The organism is Longicatena sp., from assembly GCF_982403165.1.
The window spans coordinates 22854-40299 of record NZ_CEVYEL010000023.1 but is presented as its reverse complement, the minus strand read 5'-3'; the positions used below and the strand labels follow the sequence as shown (position 1 = coordinate 40299).

The window sequence follows — 17446 nt, the reverse complement described above, 5'->3', positions numbered from 1 at the left end:
AGGAGGTGTACAGAATGAAAAAATACGAAATCATGTACATTGTGAACGCATCTTTAGAAGACGCAGCACGCACGAAAGTGATGGATGGATTACATAAGATCATCACTGACCACAACGGAACTATCGATCAGGTAGACGAGTGGGGCGTAAAAGAGTTCGCATATGAAATCAAACACATGAACAAAGGTTACTATGTTGTTATCAATGTGACTGCTAACAATGAAGGCATTCATGAATTTGATCGTTTAGCACGTATCAACCACAACATCGTACGTTATATGATCGTTAAAACACAGGACGAAGAATAAGAAACAGGAAGGATGATGGACAATGATCAACCGTGTAGTATTAGTAGGACGCATGACAAAGGATCCGGTTTTACGTAAGACTGGAACAGGAGCCAGCGTAACATCCTTTACTGTAGCATGTGATCGCAGAATTAAGACCGAAGGACAGCCGACAGCGGATTTTATCAACTGTGTGTGCTGGAATAAAGTTGCTGATAATACGGCACAATTCACGCATAAAGGAAGCTTAGTTGGAGTGGAAGGAAGAATTCAGACACGCAGCTATGACGACCAGAGTGGAAGACGTGTCTATGTGACCGAAGTTGTCGCAGACTCTGTTCAATTTTTGGAGCCTAAGGGAACCAACAGTGCTGCAGCCGTTAATGCTTACACACCTGATTATGATGCAGGAAATCAAGGCTATCAGAGCGATAATGCATCACCGTCCTACTCCAGTGACTTTGCATCCAGCGATACATTGGATATCGCCAGTGATGATTTACCATTCTAATTGGTAGAAAGGAGATAAACTATGGCTTTCAAGAAACAGCGTATGGGACGCAAGAAAGTTTGCTATTTCACAAAAAACAAAATCGAATACATCGACTATAAAGATGTTGAATTATTAAAAAGATTTATTTCCGCAAACGGAAAGATCATCCCTAGACGTGTAACCGGAACACGCGCAAAATATCAGCGTATGCTGGCTACTGCTATCAAACGTGCACGTCAGATGGCTTTACTGCCTTACGTAAGCGAATAATATTCGTGTTAATGAAACCTCCAGCTGTTTTGGCAGATGGGGGTTTTTCTCTTAAGAAAGGAGGAGCACTTATGAACAACCAAACAAAAAAGATGACCGAAGGTGCGATGATGGTTGCGATTGTCGGTATGCTATTATTTATCAACCGTCAATTAGCCGGTATGCTAGAAATGGTCATGTATTGGGTCTTAACCTTTCCGATTTTAATGTATACCGCACGCTATGGAGTAAAAAGTGCATGCGTTCCTGCCATCAGTATGGTTCTGTTAAGCTTTATGATTGCCGCTCCGACAACGATCTTTTATCTGTTTAGCTGTGATGTAGTAGGCATCGTTTATGGTGCCGGGATAAGAAAGAAATGGAAGAATGGAACACTGTTACTATGGACAGGGATATTCACGTTTGTTTCTTATCTGATTACTACCGTATTATTTGCGGCAATGTTTGGCTATGATCCGGCGGAAGATGTGGAAATGGTGAAGATGCTGTTAGACTTCATGCATATTGATATTGGGATACCACTTGCCAAAATCGTGACGTATGTTGTGATTGGCAGTGCGATCTTAATGACGGTTTTACAGACAATGTGCATTCATATGATTGCCAATGTCGTATTAAAACGCATGCATATCGAAACAAGAGCAATGAAGAGCATTTTTGAAATTAAGGTTCCCAAAAGTGTCGGATATACAATAATAATGATATGGGTTCTATTTTTAGTGCGAAATGTGCTAAAATTAAACCAAGATGTCTATGGGCTATTACTAGGTGTCTATGGAGCAGCGAGAATCTTTGCAATCGGTTATGGTGTTATGACCTTGCTTTGTATCCTATTGTTGTTTCGTAAACGCATCTTCTTATTATTTGTCATCATAGGCATGTTTCTGCCATATGTACAAGGTGCAATTGCTATCATCGGTGTTTTGGATATGATTGTCGATCTGCGTGGCATATGGTTAGAAGTACTGAAACGAGGTGTGGTACATGGAACGTCTGGAGAACATTAAGGTACAGATTGGAATCGTCATATTGGCACAGTTTGTTGCCTTATTTGCCTTATTTATGGCGGATATTGAAGGCGTTAAAATTTTACCGATGCTGATTTTGGTGATTATCAACTCTTTGGTTGTCATCTGGGTCGTCTATTGGTTTGAAAGTGATCGGGAACAGCGAGATATCGATATATCCAGAATTCTTGGACATGATGCAAAGGATGCCCTTTTAATAGGAGAAATGGGTATTATCACATATGATGAGCAATACTGCGCTACCTGGATGAGTGAATTGTTGCAAGAGCGCGGTGTGAATATCGTTGGAAAGAAGCTTACCAGCTGGATTGGCGATATCACAGAACTTTTTCAAGGAGAAGTTGACAGTATTACCGCACATGATGGTGAATATGTTTATGAAATAACTCGTAAAGAAAACGGGCAAGTATTATTTGTGAAAGATATTACCGAGTTTGCAAGGATATCCGAAAAATTTCAGGAAGATGGTATTGTCGCAGGACTGCTGCAACTGGATAATTACATGGAAATTCAACAATATGAGGATGAAACCAAGATGGCTCAGATCAATACTTGTCTGCGTCAGCCATTGGTTGAGTGGGCAGATAAATATGGCATGCTGATTCGTCGTTTGCGCAGTGATCGTTTCTTGGTTGTCTTAAATGAAAAAATATATCAGCAAGTCGTTGAAGATAAGTTTGCAATCTTAAATACAGTTCGTAAAAATGCTGAGGATATCGATGTTTCTATCACCTTGAGTATGGCCTTTGCACGTGGCACGGATGACTTTGCCCAACTGGATACGATGATCAGTGATTTGCTGGAATTGGCGCAGAGTCGCGGTGGTGATCAGGCCGCTGTGAAAAAATATGGAGAAAGTGTAAAATATTATGGCGGAAACAGTGAAGCTAGGGAAAAACGTTCAAAAGTTCGTGTCCGCGTGATGTCACAGGCTATTCGTGAGGCGATCATGGAGGCAAAACGGGTATTCGTGATTGGGCATCGGGATATGGATTTTGATTGTATGGGGGCTGCTTTGTGCATGTCACGTTTAGCAACTGCTTATAATAAAGAAAGTTATATTGTTTCGCAATCGTCAGGAATAGAACCGCAATTAGCACAAGCTTTAACGGAATATGAAGATATCTTCAATGGGCGCCATCGCTTTCTACAAGATGAGGAAGCTGCCAGAATGATCGAAGATGAAGACTTGCTAATTGTTGTCGATCATAATAATCCTAAACAAACCGGTGCACCGTTGACATTGGAAGCTGCCAATCGCATCATTGTGATTGACCATCATCGAAGAAGTGAAGATTTTATCGGAAATCCATTATTAGTATATGTAGAAACAAGCGCCAGCTCCACTTGTGAATTAGCAGCCGAATTCCTGCCATATCAGACCAATCGCGTAAATCTGAGTGAGGAAGAAGCTACGTTGATGTATGTCGGTATTTTAGTCGATACGAATCGTTTCCGTAATCGTACCGGAAGCCGTACCTTTGAATCTGTAGCATATCTGAAAAAACTTGGCATTGATCCGATAGCAGCAGAAAATATGTTGAAAGAAGACTTCCGCGATTTTGCGGCGAAGACGGAAATAATGAATTATTCACAGACCTATGCGGATAATATCATCATTGCCGCAGTGGAAAAAGATGCCCAAGTCAACCGTACGTTGATGTCGCAAGCAGCTGACAGTATGCTGGAAATCAAAGGTGTCGAGGCAAGTTTTGTTATTGCGCGTATTAATGAGAACGAATGTGGCATTTCCGCGCGCAGTAAGGGTGTTGTGAATGTCCAGGTGATCATGGAAAAGATGCATGGAGGCGGACATTTTAATGCCGCAGCTTTACAACGCAAGGATACGAGTGTAAAAGCGTTGAAAGAAGAATTGAAAAAGAAGATTGATGAATATATAGAAGAAAACAAGGAGGAAACAAAGGATGAAAGTAATACTGCTAAGTGATGTGAAAAAAGTAGGTAAAAAAGGTGAAATCGTGGAAGTTAGTGACGGTTATGGCCGTAACTTCCTATTAAATAAAAAGCTGGCTGTGCTTGCTACCAAAAAAAGTATGGAAATCTTAGATGAACAAAATCTGCAGCATGATTTAGAAGAAAAACAAAAAGAAGCAGATGCCCAAGCATTAAAACAAAAACTTACGAAAATTACCTTGGAATTTCATGTAAAAACAGGAGAAGGCGGAAGAGTATTTGGCAGTGTGTCAACCAAACAAATCGTAGAACAGTTACAGCGTGTACATGCTATCAAAATTGAAAAGCGTAAGTTTATCGATACCGATGCCATTACTTCTTTAGGTTATACCGATGTGAAAGTCGATTTATATAAGAATAAAGTTATCGGTGTAATACGTGTTCATGTGAACGGTTAGGAGGCAGTATGAGCAGAGAATTACCGCATAGTAATGAAGCGGAACAAGCCATCCTTGGCGGGATGATGGTATATCCCAGCGTTAGCGGCGTTGTATATGATCAGGGCTTAGAGCCTTCGGATTTCTATCTCGATATTCATCAGCGGATCTTCTCTGCCATGATGGATATTACCAATAGTGGAAAACCGGTCGATGTAACGACACTGATTGCCCGTTTGCAGGATATAGAACAATTGCACTTGGTTGGCGGTGCTGACTATATCATCAAATTGAGTGATACCGCAATATCTGCGGCCAACAGTATGTATTATATTGAAATTATTAAAAGCCGTGCACATTTGCGCCGTTTAATAGAAACAGCACAGGAAATTGCCGAGGAAGGTTTTGACACGGCAAGTTCTTTAGACGATATTATGGATAAAGCTGAGCGTGATATTTTAAATGTAACAAGAGATCGCAAAGCAACGGATTTTAAAAGCAGTCGTGTTGTCATTTCCGATGTTATGCAGGAGCTGATCAAACTGCGCAACAGTGATTCTCATATTACCGGCATCAAGACCGGTTATACGGATCTTGATCGTATTACGAATGGTTTTCAAAGAGGCGATTTGATCATTTTGGCGGCTCGTCCAGCCATGGGAAAGACCGCTTTTGCGCTGAATCTGGCATTAAATGCATCTTTTTATAACACGGGAGCGATTGCCATCTTTTCCTTGGAAATGCCTGCTGAACAGCTGATGAAACGTATCCTGAGTGCGAAAAGTGCTGTGGAATCCAGTAAATTAAGAAGCGGTAATCTGATGGATGAAGAATTTAATAAACTAAATGAAGCTGCTAATGAATTAATGGCAAGCAAGCTGTTTGTCGATGATAGTTCAAATATCAAGGTCGGAGAAATCTTTTCCAAATGCCGTAAGCTGAAAAGTGAGCATGGCTTAGACTTAGTCGTGATTGACTACTTGCAGTTAATCAGTGGCAGTGGCCGTAGCGGTGGAGATAACCGACAGCAAGAAATTTCTGAAATCAGTCGATCCTTAAAACAACTTGCTCGTGAAATGCAATGTCCGGTCATTGCCTTATCACAGTTATCACGTTCGGTTGAAACACGTCCGGATAAGCATCCTATGTTATCCGATTTACGTGAGTCAGGAGCAATCGAGCAGGATGCCGATATTGTCATTTTCCTGTATCGTGATGAATACTATAACAAAGATAAAGAAGAAGAGAACACGAATGCAACCGATAAGACCGATGTTGATATATCAAAGCATCGTAACGGTGCTACCGGGCGTGTGGAACTGGCCTTTCAGAAATCCATATCGGCTTTCTTTAACATTGCCAGAGACAGCTATTAGAAGGGAAACGGTAAAACATTTATGAAGTTTGCGCTTTTGGCAAGCGGTTCTAAAGGGAACTGCTGCCTGATTAAACATAACGATACAAAACTGGTGATTGATTGTGGGAGTACCCGCAAATATCTGAAAGCCTGTTTTGAGCGTCTGCAATATGATCATTTATCATCCGATGCGATTCTGATTACCCATACGCATACCGATCATGTATCACAAATGAAGATGTTTCAATCCATTGATACCTATGCGACACAAGACATCGCAACCGATCATCTGCATGCCATACGTCCTTTTGAAAGCTTTGATATTAAGGATTTTCATATCACCGTTTTACCCATGAGCCATGATTGTGAGGGCACTGTCGGCTACGTCATTGAATGTGAAAACGAAAAAATGGTTTATGTGACAGATACCGGGTATATTAAAAAGGAAGTTAAGGATTATATTCGTGATGCTGATTATTATGTCTTTGAAAGTAATCATGATATAGAAATGCTGATGCAGACGTCACGTCCGGTTTATGTCAAACAGCGTATCATTAATGATTATGGACATTTGTGTAATGAAGACAGTGCGAACATATTAAGCGAGGTCATTTCAGAAGAAACGACAAAAGAAATCGTACTTGCCCATATCTCACAAGAAGGAAATACGCGTGATATGGCATTACGGACATTACAACAGACCTTCGATAAAAAACAAATACATCGTGAGCATATGCGCTTATATCCTGCAGATCAGTTTTCCATTTATGTAAGTGGAAATGGAGGTAAAAAGGAATGAAACGTTTTGTTGCCTTTATTCTGGTAGCCCTGCTTGGCTGGAATGTCTTACTCACCATTCAGGTGTTTCAGCTGAAACAGGAAACGGTGCCGCAAACAGATGCAACGACTGCTACAAACAACATCAAACAGGCCAGTGTGAATGTCACAAGCGATGTGACAAAACTGGTTGAACAAAGTGAGAATAAGGTAGTAACCATTACAGCCTCATCACGTGGGCAAACGATTGGAACCGGCAGTGGGGCAATTTATAAAGTTGAAGATAAAACCGTTTATATTATCACCAACAATCATGTGGTAGAAAACGGGGATGTGATGACGGTCACCTTTGCGAATGGCAAATCCGTGGAAAGTGAAATCGTTGGTATGGATAAGCTGACGGATCTGGCCTTATTGAAACTAAAGGTCGATTTTCAGGCAGAATCCTTTATCATGGGCGATTCTTCTTTAGTGAAAAAGGGCGAATATGTCATTGCCATGGGAAGTCCATTAGGCATTGAATATCAGGGAAGTGTATCTGGTGGCTTGATAAGCGGTGTCGATCGTCGTATGGAAATGGATATTGATAATAATGGAGTCGCGGATTGGGATGTGAATGTCCTACAGACAGATGCCGCTATTAACCCCGGCAACAGCGGTGGTCCATTGATCAATATGGCCGGTGAATTAATTGGCATTAATTCGATGAAAATTTCAGACGAATCTGTGGAAGGCTTCGGCTTTGCACTCCCGATTAATGAGGTTCTTCCGATTATTTCACAGTTGGAAAGAAACGGCAAAGTAGTACGTCCGATTTTAGGCATCAGTGTAGCGCCATTGGAACAACTTTCGCCATTTGAAAGAGCATATTTGGGCATCTCCATTCAACAAGATGAAGGCTTATTCATCGTGAATGTATCACGTAACTCACCGGCATCCAGAGCCGGCATTCAAGTTGGGGATGTATTGTTAGCATTTGATGGGAAAAAGGTAAACGATGTTAAGCAGTTCCGTCAATATCTTTACAGTAAAAAAGTCGGTGATAAGGTAACACTTGTCTATGAACACAATGGTAAAGAGAAAACAAAGGAAGTTACATTAAAATAAATTATAAAAGCAATCTTACGAAGAACAGTAAAATCAAATGTTCATGCGTAGATTGCTTTTTTGTGTATAGCAAACAAAGTGTCCTTGCAATGGTGCTTATTCCCAAGTGGCATGTTCTACATCAAGGACTGGATACGTAACTTGTTGATGGGTACTTTGATCCTCAGTTTTTTTAATTACAACGGGAACTTTTCCTTTCTTGATGGTCGGTTCGGTATGAAACTTACCGCCTTTTCCATAATCATACTGCACGATGTCAATTTGTTGCTGATGGGCATCTGCTATGGTAATCCGCCTTGTCGCAATAGTTATTTTACAATTGTTGTTATCGTTGTATATACGAAAACTATATGCATCTGCATCGATTCCGTTTTTCTCTAATTCGACACGAATCTTGGAGCCAAAATTAGGCCCTTCACTATCAAGAGCACCGGTTTTATTCGGTGTTTGATCGGCTTTATAATAATACGAATACAGGATCTGATAAGCTTCTTTATCTTGATTTAGCAATTGCTTTATAATCTTATTGGCTTTCACAAACGCATTATCATAGCTCTTTAAAAAGGAAAATTCCTGTTTTTCATCATTGTAAGAAAGATACTTATCTTCAATCTTCACAATAAAATCACCGGCATTATCTTGCGCTTTATTTAGATGAATTTCCAGCAATTCGCCTTCTACTTCGGCATCCTTCATGATCTTTTCCATGACTTCATCCGTCGACAGATTTTGTAATTCTTCCTTCGTGTGCAGTCGTAAACCATAGTCTTTACTTACTACCAAGACATGTCTGGCTTCTTGCAACAGGCGGGAATCTTTTGCTTTTTGAACATAGCCGAGTATAGAAGGCGTGGCAATGGCCAGCAAAATTCCCAGAATGACCAACACGACAATAATTTCTATTAAGGTGAATCCTTGCCTCTTCTTTCGCATTAGATTTCCTCCTTTACTTATTTTATGGTATCATATTTTGGAAGACATGTAAGGAAAAGATTAAAAATTTATTTTATTGGAAAGGAAAACACGCATGATAAAAATAATTGCCGTCGGTAAAATCAAAGAGAAATTTGTGAAGGCACAAATTGCTGAATATGAAAAGCGGTTACGGCCCTTTACCAAATTAGAGATTATAGAAGTAAATGATGAAATCGCACCGCAAGCAAATAGTGAAGCACAAAATGCATTGGTGAAGGAAAAAGAGGGAGAACGTCTGTTAGCAAAAATAAAAGATCAGGAATATGTGATTCTGCTTGATCTATGGGGTGAGATGATAAACAGTGAAACCTTGGCTGATAAAATAGAAAAGTTACAGACTTATCAATCCAGTAATATTACCTTTGTGATTGCCGGTTCTTTAGGGCCTGGTAAAAAGGTAATCGACAGAGCGAATTGGCGTTGGAAATTATCAGATTTAACCTTTACGCATCAAATGACACGCGTCTTGGTGCTGGAACAGCTTTACCGTGCTTATATGATCTTACATCATAACCCATATCATAAATAAAGGAGAACTTGAAAATGAACAAACAGTTTAAAACAGATGCACAAGATTTTCTTAACAGTGTTCAGGTTCTGCGCGAAGTGCAGACACCGGAATCGGAAAATCATATGTATGATGAATTAATGCAGGTGAAATTCTTAATGCCAGTAGTAATTCACGGTGAACTTAAAGAAGGTGCAGATGGGAAACAAATATTGGATGAAAAAACGACGTTTACGTTTCCCTCCCTTGCGACAACAAAAGGCGATCAATATTTTATGGCATTTACAAGTGGAGAAGAGATGCAAAAATATCCAAACAAAGATAGGATGCATGCCTTGACGTTCACGTTCGATGATTATGCTAAGATTATCATTCAGAGTGAAGAAATAAAAGGATTTGTCGTAGATCCATACGGGATGAATATCGTCTATCCAAAAGAATTGGTTCTTTCTTTAAAGGAACAAAAGGAAATCAGAGAAAAAGGACATAGTGAGCGCGTGCTTCATGCCCAGGAACATGTGATGATAGGAGAACCTGCGAAAGAGCCCAAGGAATTAAAAGCGGCTTTGAAAGCCTATGCGAAAAAAGATAAAACGATTCAGGCACTATATTTACAATTGATGATATATGAGGAACAACAAAGTTATGTCGTTGCAGTAGACGCAGATGCGACGAACCTTAAGGATGTGTTTGATCAATTAGCAGATGCCGGTAGAAAGCATTTAAAAGGGATGTATTTAGATTTCGTTGATGTTCATAGTGAATTGGGCATTCATGTGGCAGAAAAAACAGAACCTTTTTATAAAAAGATGTTTTATAAGAAATTGGACATCCCTTTCTTAGCTGTTATTGAAGAATGTTTCCATTTGAAAGATGGACGTTGTGTCGTAGGTGTAAAGGTATTGCATGGAAAGCTTTCTGATAATGGCGAAGTTAGTTGTTTGAATGAACAAAGGGAAAGGCTGTTTACTAGTTGTGCACAAGGAATTGAGTATGGCAGAGAAAGAGTGAAAGTCGCAAAAGTGAATGATACCGGACGATATGGCAGTCATTATGGGATTCTTATGAAAGATCATCCAGAGGATTTTAAAAAAGGTTATTTTTTGTCAGGTAAATGAAAATAAGAAAGTTAAGCAGCATTAATGAAAATATTTTCAGAAATTATATTGAAAAATAATGTTGACATATGCAAATAAGAGGTGTATCCTAGAAGAAACCAAAGACAGAGAGATAAAACAAGATAGGTGCTTACAGAGAGTCCCATTAGCTGGAAAGGGATAGCGATGCCGTTTTGTAAATGGACTCTGGAGGGCAAGGGGAAACGCGGAAGCTTAGTATCCAAGACGTATGCCAACGTTATCAGGCTAGAAATGTTATTGCATTTTGAATGAGGTGGGTGTGAAAGTAACAAACACACCAAATCAGGTGGTACCGCAGATGAATGATACAGCATCTGTCCTGAAGTCAGAGGACTTTTAGGACGGATGCTTTTTTTGATAAAGGGAGGTGGTCATTGTGTTAAAAAACGCAGAAGAATGGCGATGGTGTATACATCATAACCATGACGTACAAGAAGAAAAGATAAAACACAATGTGAAAAGGAAGGGAAACTTATATGAAAAAATTATTGAAGATGGCAGCTGCGGCTGTCTTAGGAACAACGATGTTAGCAGGATGTGGCAACAGTAGCAAGGATGAAAAGGTGCCCACTGTATCCGTTGCCCAAATTGTAGAGCATAAATCATTAAATGAAATTCGGGACAGTTTTAAAGAAGAAATGAAAGCATTAGGGTATAAAGATGGAGAAAATATTAAGCTTGAATTTAAAGATGCCGGTAATCAGCAAAATACGCTAAATTCTATATTATCAACCTTTGCCGGTAATAACAGCGATGTAATCGTAGCGATAGCGACGCCAACAGCGGTAACGGCGGCAAATTACAGTGAGGATATTCCTGTTGTCTTCTCTGCTGTCAGTGATCCGATTGGTGCCGGCTTGATCACGGATTTAAAGAAACCGGATAAAAATATCACAGGAACAAGTGATGAAATTCAAGTTGATCAGATTTTAGCATTAGCATTAGAAATCGATCCATCCATGAAAACACTTGGTTTTATTTATAACAGCGGTGAAGCAAATTCGGTATCAAACCTAAAGAAAGCGAAAGCATTCTGTAAGCAACACGATATCAAATTGGTGGAAGGCAGTGGTAAAAATATCAGTGAAATTCAAAGTGCCATTTCGGTATTGACCGATCAATGCGATGCGATTTTTGCGCCCAATGATAATACGGTGGCAAGTTCCATCACCGCATTGGTTGAAACTGCAAATAAGAAAAAAGTGCCGGTATATACAGGCGCGGACTCCATGGTAAGTGATGGAGGCTTTGCGACGGTCGGCATTAATTATACGAACTTGGGAAAAGAAACCGCGAAAATGGTGGATCAAATCTTAAAAGGAAAAGCGGTTGCGGATATCCCGGTAAAAGTATTTAAAGATGATTTAAACACTTATATCAATGAAGATACGTTAAAAGCCTTGGGCATCCAGTTACCGGATACGGTGAAAAACCGTGAGAATCTGGTTATGATGAAGGGCGAATAAGCAATTTAAAGAGAGGATGAAGTGCATGTCATTAGCTGTTTTGCAAGACGCAATTGAATTAGGGATGATTTTCTCCATTATGTCATTGGGTGTCTTTCTGTCGTTTCGGGTATTAAATATACCGGATCTGACCATTGATGGAAGCTTTACGACTGGTTGTGCAATATCGGCAATCATCGCGCAAATGGGGCATCCGTTTCTCGGTGTTTTCATGGCTTTTGTGTTAGGCGCCATGGCAGGTGGAATTACCGGCATCTTACAAACGAAATGTCGCATACAGCCATTGTTAGCAGGCATTTTGACAATGACGGCACTGTATTCCATAAATCTGAAGATCATGGGCGGTCAGCCTAATATTTCGATCTTTGGAAAAACGACGATCTTCACTCCGTTAAAGGGAATCTTTGGCGCAAATACCAAAGCTTTCGTAATTCTTGTGATACTATTATTCCTGATGATCTTACTGTATGCCTTTTTAAAAACACAGCTTGGTATGAGTCTTCGTGCCACGGGAGATAACGAGGCTATGGTGCGGGCAAGCAGCATTAATTCCGATGCGATGAAAATCATGGGAATCACGTTAGCGAACGCGCTTGTGGCTTTTGCGGGAGGTATCTTTGCACAGTATCAAAACTTTGCGGATGTCAGTGGAGGCGTCGGTATGATGGTGGTCGGTCTTGCCAGTATTATTGTCGGTGAGGCCTTCTTCCGTAAAAAGACATTACCGTTTCAATTTGCGGCAGTCATCAGCGGTGCTATTATTTACCGCTTTATCTTAACCTTTGCTCTGCAATTTGGCATTGGCGCAAGTGATTTAAACTTATTCTCGGCAATATTAGTGGCGCTTGCTATTTCATTGCCATATGTAAAAGGAAAGAAAAGGAGAAGAAAACATGCTGGACTTAAATGATGTATGTGTTACGTTTTATCCAAACACCAGTAATGAACGCATCGCTTTGGATCATTTATCTTTCCATATAGATGATGGTGATTTCATCAGTGTGTTAGGGACAAATGGTGCCGGTAAGAGTACCTTATTAAATGCAATCAGTGGTACGTTGGAATGTGATGCAGGAGAAATCATCTTGGATGGTCAGGATATCACTTATGCGCCCGAATATAAAAGAGCCAGAGTGATTGGGCGTTTATTTCAAGATCCGATGAAAGGCACGGCTCCCCATATGACGATTGAAGAGAATCTGGGACTGGCGTATAGCCGAGGAAAACGTACGACGTTAAGTAAGGCTATCAAGAAAGGAGATCGTAAATTCTTTCTTGAACAATTAGCATCTTTAGGCTTGGGCTTGGAAGAGCGTATTACAACAAATGTCGGACTGCTCAGCGGTGGTCAGCGACAGGCCTTGACGCTTTTAATGGCAACCATCGTAACACCGAAATTATTACTGCTTGATGAGCATACAGCGGCTTTAGATCCGAAAACGGCCAAACAAGTGATGGACATCACAGAGCGTATGGTGAAAGAGCATCATATTACGACGCTTATGATTACACACAACATGAAACAGGCATTGGAATATGGCAATAAGACGATTATTTTAAATGAAGGAAAAATCGTAAAGGTCCTGGAAGGCGAAGAACGCCGGCAAACATCAGTAGATGATTTGTTGAATATGTATGATTTCGTTTAATTATACAATCGTATATGGAAGAAAATGGAATAAGAAATTGATAGGCATATGTTGCAACATACGTTAATATAATGAACATGCGGTTAATGAAGAGGACCATTTCGCCAAGGAGTTGGCAAAAAGGCACGGAAATTGGTTCTTGACAAAGCTGCATGTTTTTGCTTGATGACGAATTTTCACGAAAAATGTTGAAAACGCATACATAATCTTCAATTTTCTAACAAAAAGGGTGGAAATTTAAAGCAAAAGCCTTTATACTTAATATATAGTAAATCCTAAAGGGGGGGTTCGACATGAGACAAAATAACATGCTGGCTATGATCTTGGCCGGAGGTCGAGGTACACGACTGTATGCCTTAACCAAAAAGATCGCAAAACCTGCAGTGTACTTTGGAGGGAAATACCGAATTATCGACTTCCCGTTAAGTAACTGTGCCAATTCTAACATCAATGTTGTTGGTGTGCTGACTCAATATGAAAGTGTATTGCTGAACTCATATGCGGCGGCTGGACAGCGTTGGGGTCTGGACGCAAAGGATAGTGGAGTATACGTGCTGCCTCCACGTGAAAAAGACGGAGCTGCTTTTGATGTATATCGCGGTACTGCCGATGCTATTTCACAGAACATTGATTTCATCGATCAGCAAAATCCGGAATATGTTCTGATTCTTTCCGGTGACCATATTTATAAGATGGATTATTCTAAAATGCTGGCTCACCATAAAGCATGTGATGCAGATGCCACAATTGCAGTATTGCCGGTTCCTATGAAAGAGGCAAGCCGTTTTGGTATCATGAATACGGATGAAACAGATCGTATTGTGGAATTTGAAGAAAAACCAGAAAAGCCAAAGAGCAACCTGGCTTCTATGGGTATTTACATCTTTAATTGGAAACAACTTCGTAAAATGTTGGTTGCTGATATGGATGATCCTAACAGTAATCATGACTTCGGTAAAGATATTATTCCTGCGATGTTGAATGAGAATAAGCGTTTATACGCATATCAATTCAAAGGCTATTGGAAAGATGTTGGAACTGTTGATTCTTTATGGGAAGCAAACATGGATTTGTTAAGTTCCAATAATGAATTAGATTTAAATGATCCGGATTGGAAGATTTATACAGAAGATGTTGCCACGGTTCCACACTTTATCGGACCAAAAGGCAAAGTTAATAATGCATATATTAATCAGGGTTGTGTCATCAATGGTGAAATTAATAACTCAGTCCTCTTCACAAGCGTAAAAGTAGCGGAAGGTGCGAAAGTTAATGACTCTGTGCTAATGCCAAATGTTGAAATCGGAGAAGGTGCAATCATTCATCGTTCGATTATCGCAGAAGGCGTGAAGGTAGATGCCGGTGCTGTTGTCGGCAGTCCTGACAGTGAAAATATTGAGCTGATCAGTAAGAGAGTGAGGGGTGAGTAATATGTGCAATGCATTTGGAATCGTAAATTATGAAGGACCTAATGTAAATGTCAAAGGAATGGAAGACTATCGCCCGGTATCCGCATTCTCCTTTTTGGGAAGATACCGTTTGATTGACTTTCCTATTTCTAATATGAGTAATAGTGGTGTTAACCACATCAAAGTGTTTGTTAAGACGAATCCTCGTTCTTTGATTGAACATCTGGGAACCGGCCGTCATTACAACATCAACTCAAAACGTGGAAAACTGCATATCCTGCCTGCAAAGAATATGGATGATGTGGATTTCTATAACAATGATATCAATTCCTATATGTTTAACATGCAGGCAATTGAAGATGTAAATCAGCCATATGTCATCCTTGCTCCTGCACATATGATTTATCGTCAGGATTTCTCAAATCTGTTGGATGCACATATTGAAAGCGGCGCAGATATTACCATGTTATATCAAAATGTGGATAACGCAAAAGAAGCTTTCATTAACTGTGATGTATTGAATTTAAATAAACAAAAAGGCGTTCTTTCTATTGAAAAGAATCGTGGGAACTCGAAGAGCAAAACAATTTCATTAGAAACTTACGTCATGAGTAAAGATTTGTTCATTTCGTTAGTGAAAAAGGCGGCTAATATATCATCATTATATTGGTTCCGTGATATTGTAAATGAAGAATGTTCAGAATTGGATATTCGTGGTGTGGCTCACCGTGGTTTTGTCGCATGTGTGAACGACTTCAAGAGTTACTTTAATGCGAATATTGATTTATTGGATTACGATAAGGCAATGGACTTGTTTAACAGTGACTGGCCAATCTATACACGTACAAATGACTCCTGTCCAACGCAGTACTATAGTGATGTCACCGTTCAAAACAGCATGGTTTCCAACGGTTGTATCGTTGAAGGCGACATTGTGAATAGTGTTATCGGACGTGGTGTTGTCATCAAAAAAGGCGCTGTTATCAAAAACAGTATTATCCTGCCTGGTGCCATCATTGGAGAAGATGTGCATATAGAAAATGTAGTAGTGGATAAGAAGGCTAGAATCGTTCGTAAAAAAGAATTGATCGGACATCCTGATCAGCCACTGTACGTGAAAAGGAATGATAAAATCTAATGGCAAGAATATTGATGGTCGCATCAGAAGGTCTTCCTTTTATTAAAAGTGGAGGGCTGGCAGATGTTGTAGGTTCCTTACCTCAGGAGCTGGTGAAAAAAGGACATGAAGTTCGTGTAATCATGCCTATGTATTTAAAAATAGCACAGAAGTTTCATGAGGAAATGCAGTTAGAGGCACAATATAGTGTATCCATTGCTTATCATGAAGTACCTGTGAATATTTGGTCTACAACACGTAAAGAAGTTAAATTTTATTTCGTAGAACATAAAGGATACTTTGAACGTGATGGCTTGTATGGTTATATCGATGATGGTGAGCGTTTTGCTTACTTCCAGAAAGCCGTATTAGAAATGTTGAATCAGCTGAATTACTTCCCGGAAATCATGCATTGTCATGATTGGCACACTGGTATGTTACCGGCAATGTGCAAAGAAGGGCACAGCTTTGATGAGCGTTATCGCAATATCCGCTTTGTTTATACGATTCATAATCTCGCATTCCAGGGTAATTTCGGACCTGAGATGCTGGATAGTTGCTTAGGCTTAGATTATCGTATTTTCGATAATGGCAATGTCCGCTATGACGGTGGCATCAGCTTTATGAAATCGGGTATCTTGTATGCGGATAAAGTAACAACGGTATCACCTACGTATTCACAGGAAATCTTAACACCACAGTATGGTGAACATATGGAAATGGTATTAAACATTCGTAAGTATGATTTATGGGGTATTACCAATGGCATCGATATCGAAATGTGGAATCCGATGAGTGATCCGGATGTACCATACCATTACAATAAAGTAAATGTAGCGAAAGAGAAAAAAGAAAATAAGATGGCATTACAGAAAGAACTTGGTCTTACGGTAGATCCTAATGTGATGTTGGTTGGGGCAGTATCTCGACTGACATGGCAAAAAGGTTTTTATCTGATGATGGAAAAACTTTCTGAAATCTGTGCAATGCCAATTCAAGTGGCCATCTTAGGTAGTGGGGAAAGCGGAATCGAAGAGAAAATGTGTCAGCTAGAAGAAGGCAATAAAGGTAAAATTGCATTCTATAACGGATACAGTGATTCTTTAGCACACCGTATTTATGCGGCAAGTGATTTATTCCTCATGCCATCTCTGTTTGAGCCATGTGGTATTTCACAGTTAATTTCCATGCGCTATGGAACATTACCATTAGTACGTGAAACAGGTGGATTGAAGGATACGGTAACTCCGTATAATGAGTTTGATAAGACTGGAAATGGATTCAGTTTTGCGAACTATAATTCAGATGAAATGGTACAGGTTATGTATAATGCAATAGATGTATACTATAACCGTCCAGAAGATTGGAAGATTCTTGTACGCAATGCTATGAATACAGATGTCAGCTGGGAAAAGAGTGCTGAAACCTATTGTCAGTTATATGCCCAGTTACATCCTTAACCTGTAGATATAGGACAGCCTTTGTGCTGTCCTTTTCCTATTGAATGGATGTT

At 39.8% G+C, this 17446-nt stretch carries 18 protein-coding genes; 17 read left to right on the top strand and 1 reads right to left on the bottom strand.

Annotated features, from left to right (window positions below; genetic code table 11):
* Window positions 1-14 precede the first annotated feature (14 nt).
* The 9 genes from rpsF (at window position 15) to AC1VS3_RS06790 (ending at window position 7670) form a co-directional block, all read left to right on the top strand.
* Window positions 15-308: a 30S ribosomal protein S6 gene (gene rpsF, locus AC1VS3_RS06830; RefSeq protein WP_008690404.1), complete on the top strand. Its 294-nt coding sequence runs from the start codon at window positions 15-17 to the stop codon at window positions 306-308.
* A 22-nt stretch (window positions 309-330) separates the two neighbouring features.
* Complete coding sequence (ssb, locus tag AC1VS3_RS06825) at window positions 331-798, top strand: single-stranded DNA-binding protein (protein WP_008690405.1); 468 nt, start codon at window positions 331-333, stop codon at window positions 796-798.
* Between the two features lie 21 nt (window positions 799-819).
* Window positions 820-1050 carry a 30S ribosomal protein S18 gene (gene rpsR, locus AC1VS3_RS06820; protein ID WP_008690406.1) on the top strand — a complete coding sequence of 77 codons (231 nt, stop codon included), beginning with the start codon at window positions 820-822 and terminating at the stop codon, window positions 1048-1050.
* 71 nt (window positions 1051-1121) lie between these two features.
* Window positions 1122-2057 carry a DUF2232 domain-containing protein gene (locus AC1VS3_RS06815; protein WP_008690408.1) on the top strand — a complete coding sequence of 312 codons (936 nt, stop codon included), beginning with the start codon at window positions 1122-1124 and terminating at the stop codon, window positions 2055-2057.
* Entirely contained in the window at window positions 2035-4026 is a 1992-nt protein-coding gene (locus tag AC1VS3_RS06810; RefSeq protein ID WP_008690410.1) for a GGDEF domain-containing protein, read from the top strand. The genes AC1VS3_RS06815 and AC1VS3_RS06810 overlap by 23 nt, the downstream gene beginning before the upstream one ends.
* Complete coding sequence (gene rplI, locus AC1VS3_RS06805) at window positions 4004-4450, top strand: 50S ribosomal protein L9 (protein ID WP_008690412.1); 447 nt, start codon at window positions 4004-4006, stop codon at window positions 4448-4450. Before AC1VS3_RS06810 ends, rplI begins: the two co-directional genes overlap by 23 nt.
* Before the next feature lie 8 nt (window positions 4451-4458).
* Window positions 4459-5805 carry a replicative DNA helicase gene (gene dnaB, locus AC1VS3_RS06800; protein ID WP_008690414.1) on the top strand — a complete coding sequence of 449 codons (1347 nt, stop codon included), beginning with the start codon at window positions 4459-4461 and terminating at the stop codon, window positions 5803-5805.
* A gap of 21 nt (window positions 5806-5826) precedes the next feature.
* A complete protein-coding gene (locus tag AC1VS3_RS06795) occupies window positions 5827-6585 on the top strand; it encodes an MBL fold metallo-hydrolase (protein ID WP_008690417.1) in 759 nt (252 codons plus the stop codon).
* The gene (locus tag AC1VS3_RS06790) at window positions 6582-7670 is read left to right on the top strand and encodes a S1C family serine protease (protein WP_008690419.1); all 1089 of its coding nucleotides are present in this window, start codon (window positions 6582-6584) and stop codon (window positions 7668-7670) included. The genes AC1VS3_RS06795 and AC1VS3_RS06790 overlap by 4 nt, the downstream gene beginning before the upstream one ends.
* A 96-nt stretch (window positions 7671-7766) precedes the next feature.
* Here the strand turns inward: AC1VS3_RS06790 and AC1VS3_RS06785 are convergent, their stop codons facing one another.
* Window positions 7767-8603, bottom strand: a complete 837-nt coding sequence (locus AC1VS3_RS06785; RefSeq protein ID WP_008690422.1) for a type II secretion system protein — start codon at window positions 8601-8603, stop codon at window positions 7767-7769.
* Window positions 8604-8697: 94 nt separating this feature from the next.
* Here AC1VS3_RS06785 and rlmH point away from each other — a divergent pair, with 94 nt between their 5' ends.
* From rlmH to glgA, 8 genes are all read left to right on the top strand, one after another.
* A complete protein-coding gene (rlmH, locus tag AC1VS3_RS06780) occupies window positions 8698-9174 on the top strand; it encodes a 23S rRNA (pseudouridine(1915)-N(3))-methyltransferase RlmH (protein ID WP_008690423.1) in 477 nt (158 codons plus the stop codon).
* Window positions 9175-9188: 14 nt separating this feature from the next.
* A complete protein-coding gene (locus AC1VS3_RS06775; RefSeq protein WP_008690424.1) occupies window positions 9189-10271 on the top strand; it encodes an enhanced serine sensitivity protein SseB C-terminal domain-containing protein in 1083 nt (360 codons plus the stop codon).
* Between the two features lie 497 nt (window positions 10272-10768).
* The gene (locus AC1VS3_RS06770; RefSeq protein WP_008690425.1) at window positions 10769-11758 is read left to right on the top strand and encodes an ABC transporter substrate-binding protein; all 990 of its coding nucleotides are present in this window, start codon (window positions 10769-10771) and stop codon (window positions 11756-11758) included.
* Window positions 11759-11783: 25 nt separating this feature from the next.
* Entirely contained in the window at window positions 11784-12668 is an 885-nt protein-coding gene (locus AC1VS3_RS06765) for an ABC transporter permease (protein WP_008690426.1), read from the top strand.
* Window positions 12652-13407: an ABC transporter ATP-binding protein gene (locus tag AC1VS3_RS06760; protein WP_008690427.1), complete on the top strand. Its 756-nt coding sequence runs from the start codon at window positions 12652-12654 to the stop codon at window positions 13405-13407. Before AC1VS3_RS06765 ends, AC1VS3_RS06760 begins: the two co-directional genes overlap by 17 nt.
* A gap of 293 nt (window positions 13408-13700) precedes the next feature.
* The gene (locus AC1VS3_RS06755) at window positions 13701-14837 is read left to right on the top strand and encodes a glucose-1-phosphate adenylyltransferase (RefSeq protein ID WP_008690428.1); all 1137 of its coding nucleotides are present in this window, start codon (window positions 13701-13703) and stop codon (window positions 14835-14837) included.
* A gap of 1 nt (window position 14838) precedes the next feature.
* Entirely contained in the window at window positions 14839-15954 is a 1116-nt protein-coding gene (glgD, locus tag AC1VS3_RS06750; protein WP_008978132.1) for a glucose-1-phosphate adenylyltransferase subunit GlgD, read from the top strand.
* The gene (gene glgA / locus AC1VS3_RS06745; protein WP_481275555.1) at window positions 15954-17393 is read left to right on the top strand and encodes a glycogen synthase GlgA; all 1440 of its coding nucleotides are present in this window, start codon (window positions 15954-15956) and stop codon (window positions 17391-17393) included. Before glgD ends, glgA begins: the two co-directional genes overlap by 1 nt.
* Window positions 17394-17446: the final 53 nt, after the last annotated feature.

Excerpts from the sequence above, each read along its gene's own strand:
- rpsF (WP_008690404.1), top strand. The coding sequence starts at position 15 with ATGAAAAAATACGAAATCATGTACATTGTGAACGCATCTTTAGAAGAC.
- ssb (WP_008690405.1), top strand. The coding sequence starts at position 331 with ATGATCAACCGTGTAGTATTAGTAGGACGCATGACAAAGGATCCGGTT.
- rpsR (WP_008690406.1), top strand. The coding sequence starts at position 820 with ATGGCTTTCAAGAAACAGCGTATGGGACGCAAGAAAGTTTGCTATTTC.
- AC1VS3_RS06815 (WP_008690408.1), top strand. The coding sequence starts at position 1,122 with ATGAACAACCAAACAAAAAAGATGACCGAAGGTGCGATGATGGTTGCG.
- AC1VS3_RS06810 (WP_008690410.1), top strand. The coding sequence starts at position 2,035 with ATGGAACGTCTGGAGAACATTAAGGTACAGATTGGAATCGTCATATTG.
- rplI (WP_008690412.1), top strand. The coding sequence starts at position 4,004 with ATGAAAGTAATACTGCTAAGTGATGTGAAAAAAGTAGGTAAAAAAGGT.
- dnaB (WP_008690414.1), top strand. The coding sequence starts at position 4,459 with ATGAGCAGAGAATTACCGCATAGTAATGAAGCGGAACAAGCCATCCTT.
- AC1VS3_RS06795 (WP_008690417.1), top strand. The coding sequence starts at position 5,827 with ATGAAGTTTGCGCTTTTGGCAAGCGGTTCTAAAGGGAACTGCTGCCTG.
- AC1VS3_RS06790 (WP_008690419.1), top strand. The coding sequence starts at position 6,582 with ATGAAACGTTTTGTTGCCTTTATTCTGGTAGCCCTGCTTGGCTGGAAT.
- AC1VS3_RS06785 (WP_008690422.1), bottom strand. The coding sequence starts at position 8,603 with ATGCGAAAGAAGAGGCAAGGATTCACCTTAATAGAAATTATTGTCGTG.
- rlmH (WP_008690423.1), top strand. The coding sequence starts at position 8,698 with ATGATAAAAATAATTGCCGTCGGTAAAATCAAAGAGAAATTTGTGAAG.
- AC1VS3_RS06775 (WP_008690424.1), top strand. The coding sequence starts at position 9,189 with ATGAACAAACAGTTTAAAACAGATGCACAAGATTTTCTTAACAGTGTT.
- AC1VS3_RS06770 (WP_008690425.1), top strand. The coding sequence starts at position 10,769 with ATGAAAAAATTATTGAAGATGGCAGCTGCGGCTGTCTTAGGAACAACG.
- AC1VS3_RS06765 (WP_008690426.1), top strand. The coding sequence starts at position 11,784 with ATGTCATTAGCTGTTTTGCAAGACGCAATTGAATTAGGGATGATTTTC.
- AC1VS3_RS06760 (WP_008690427.1), top strand. The coding sequence starts at position 12,652 with ATGCTGGACTTAAATGATGTATGTGTTACGTTTTATCCAAACACCAGT.
- AC1VS3_RS06755 (WP_008690428.1), top strand. The coding sequence starts at position 13,701 with ATGAGACAAAATAACATGCTGGCTATGATCTTGGCCGGAGGTCGAGGT.
- glgD (WP_008978132.1), top strand. The coding sequence starts at position 14,839 with ATGTGCAATGCATTTGGAATCGTAAATTATGAAGGACCTAATGTAAAT.
- glgA (WP_481275555.1), top strand. The coding sequence starts at position 15,954 with ATGGCAAGAATATTGATGGTCGCATCAGAAGGTCTTCCTTTTATTAAA.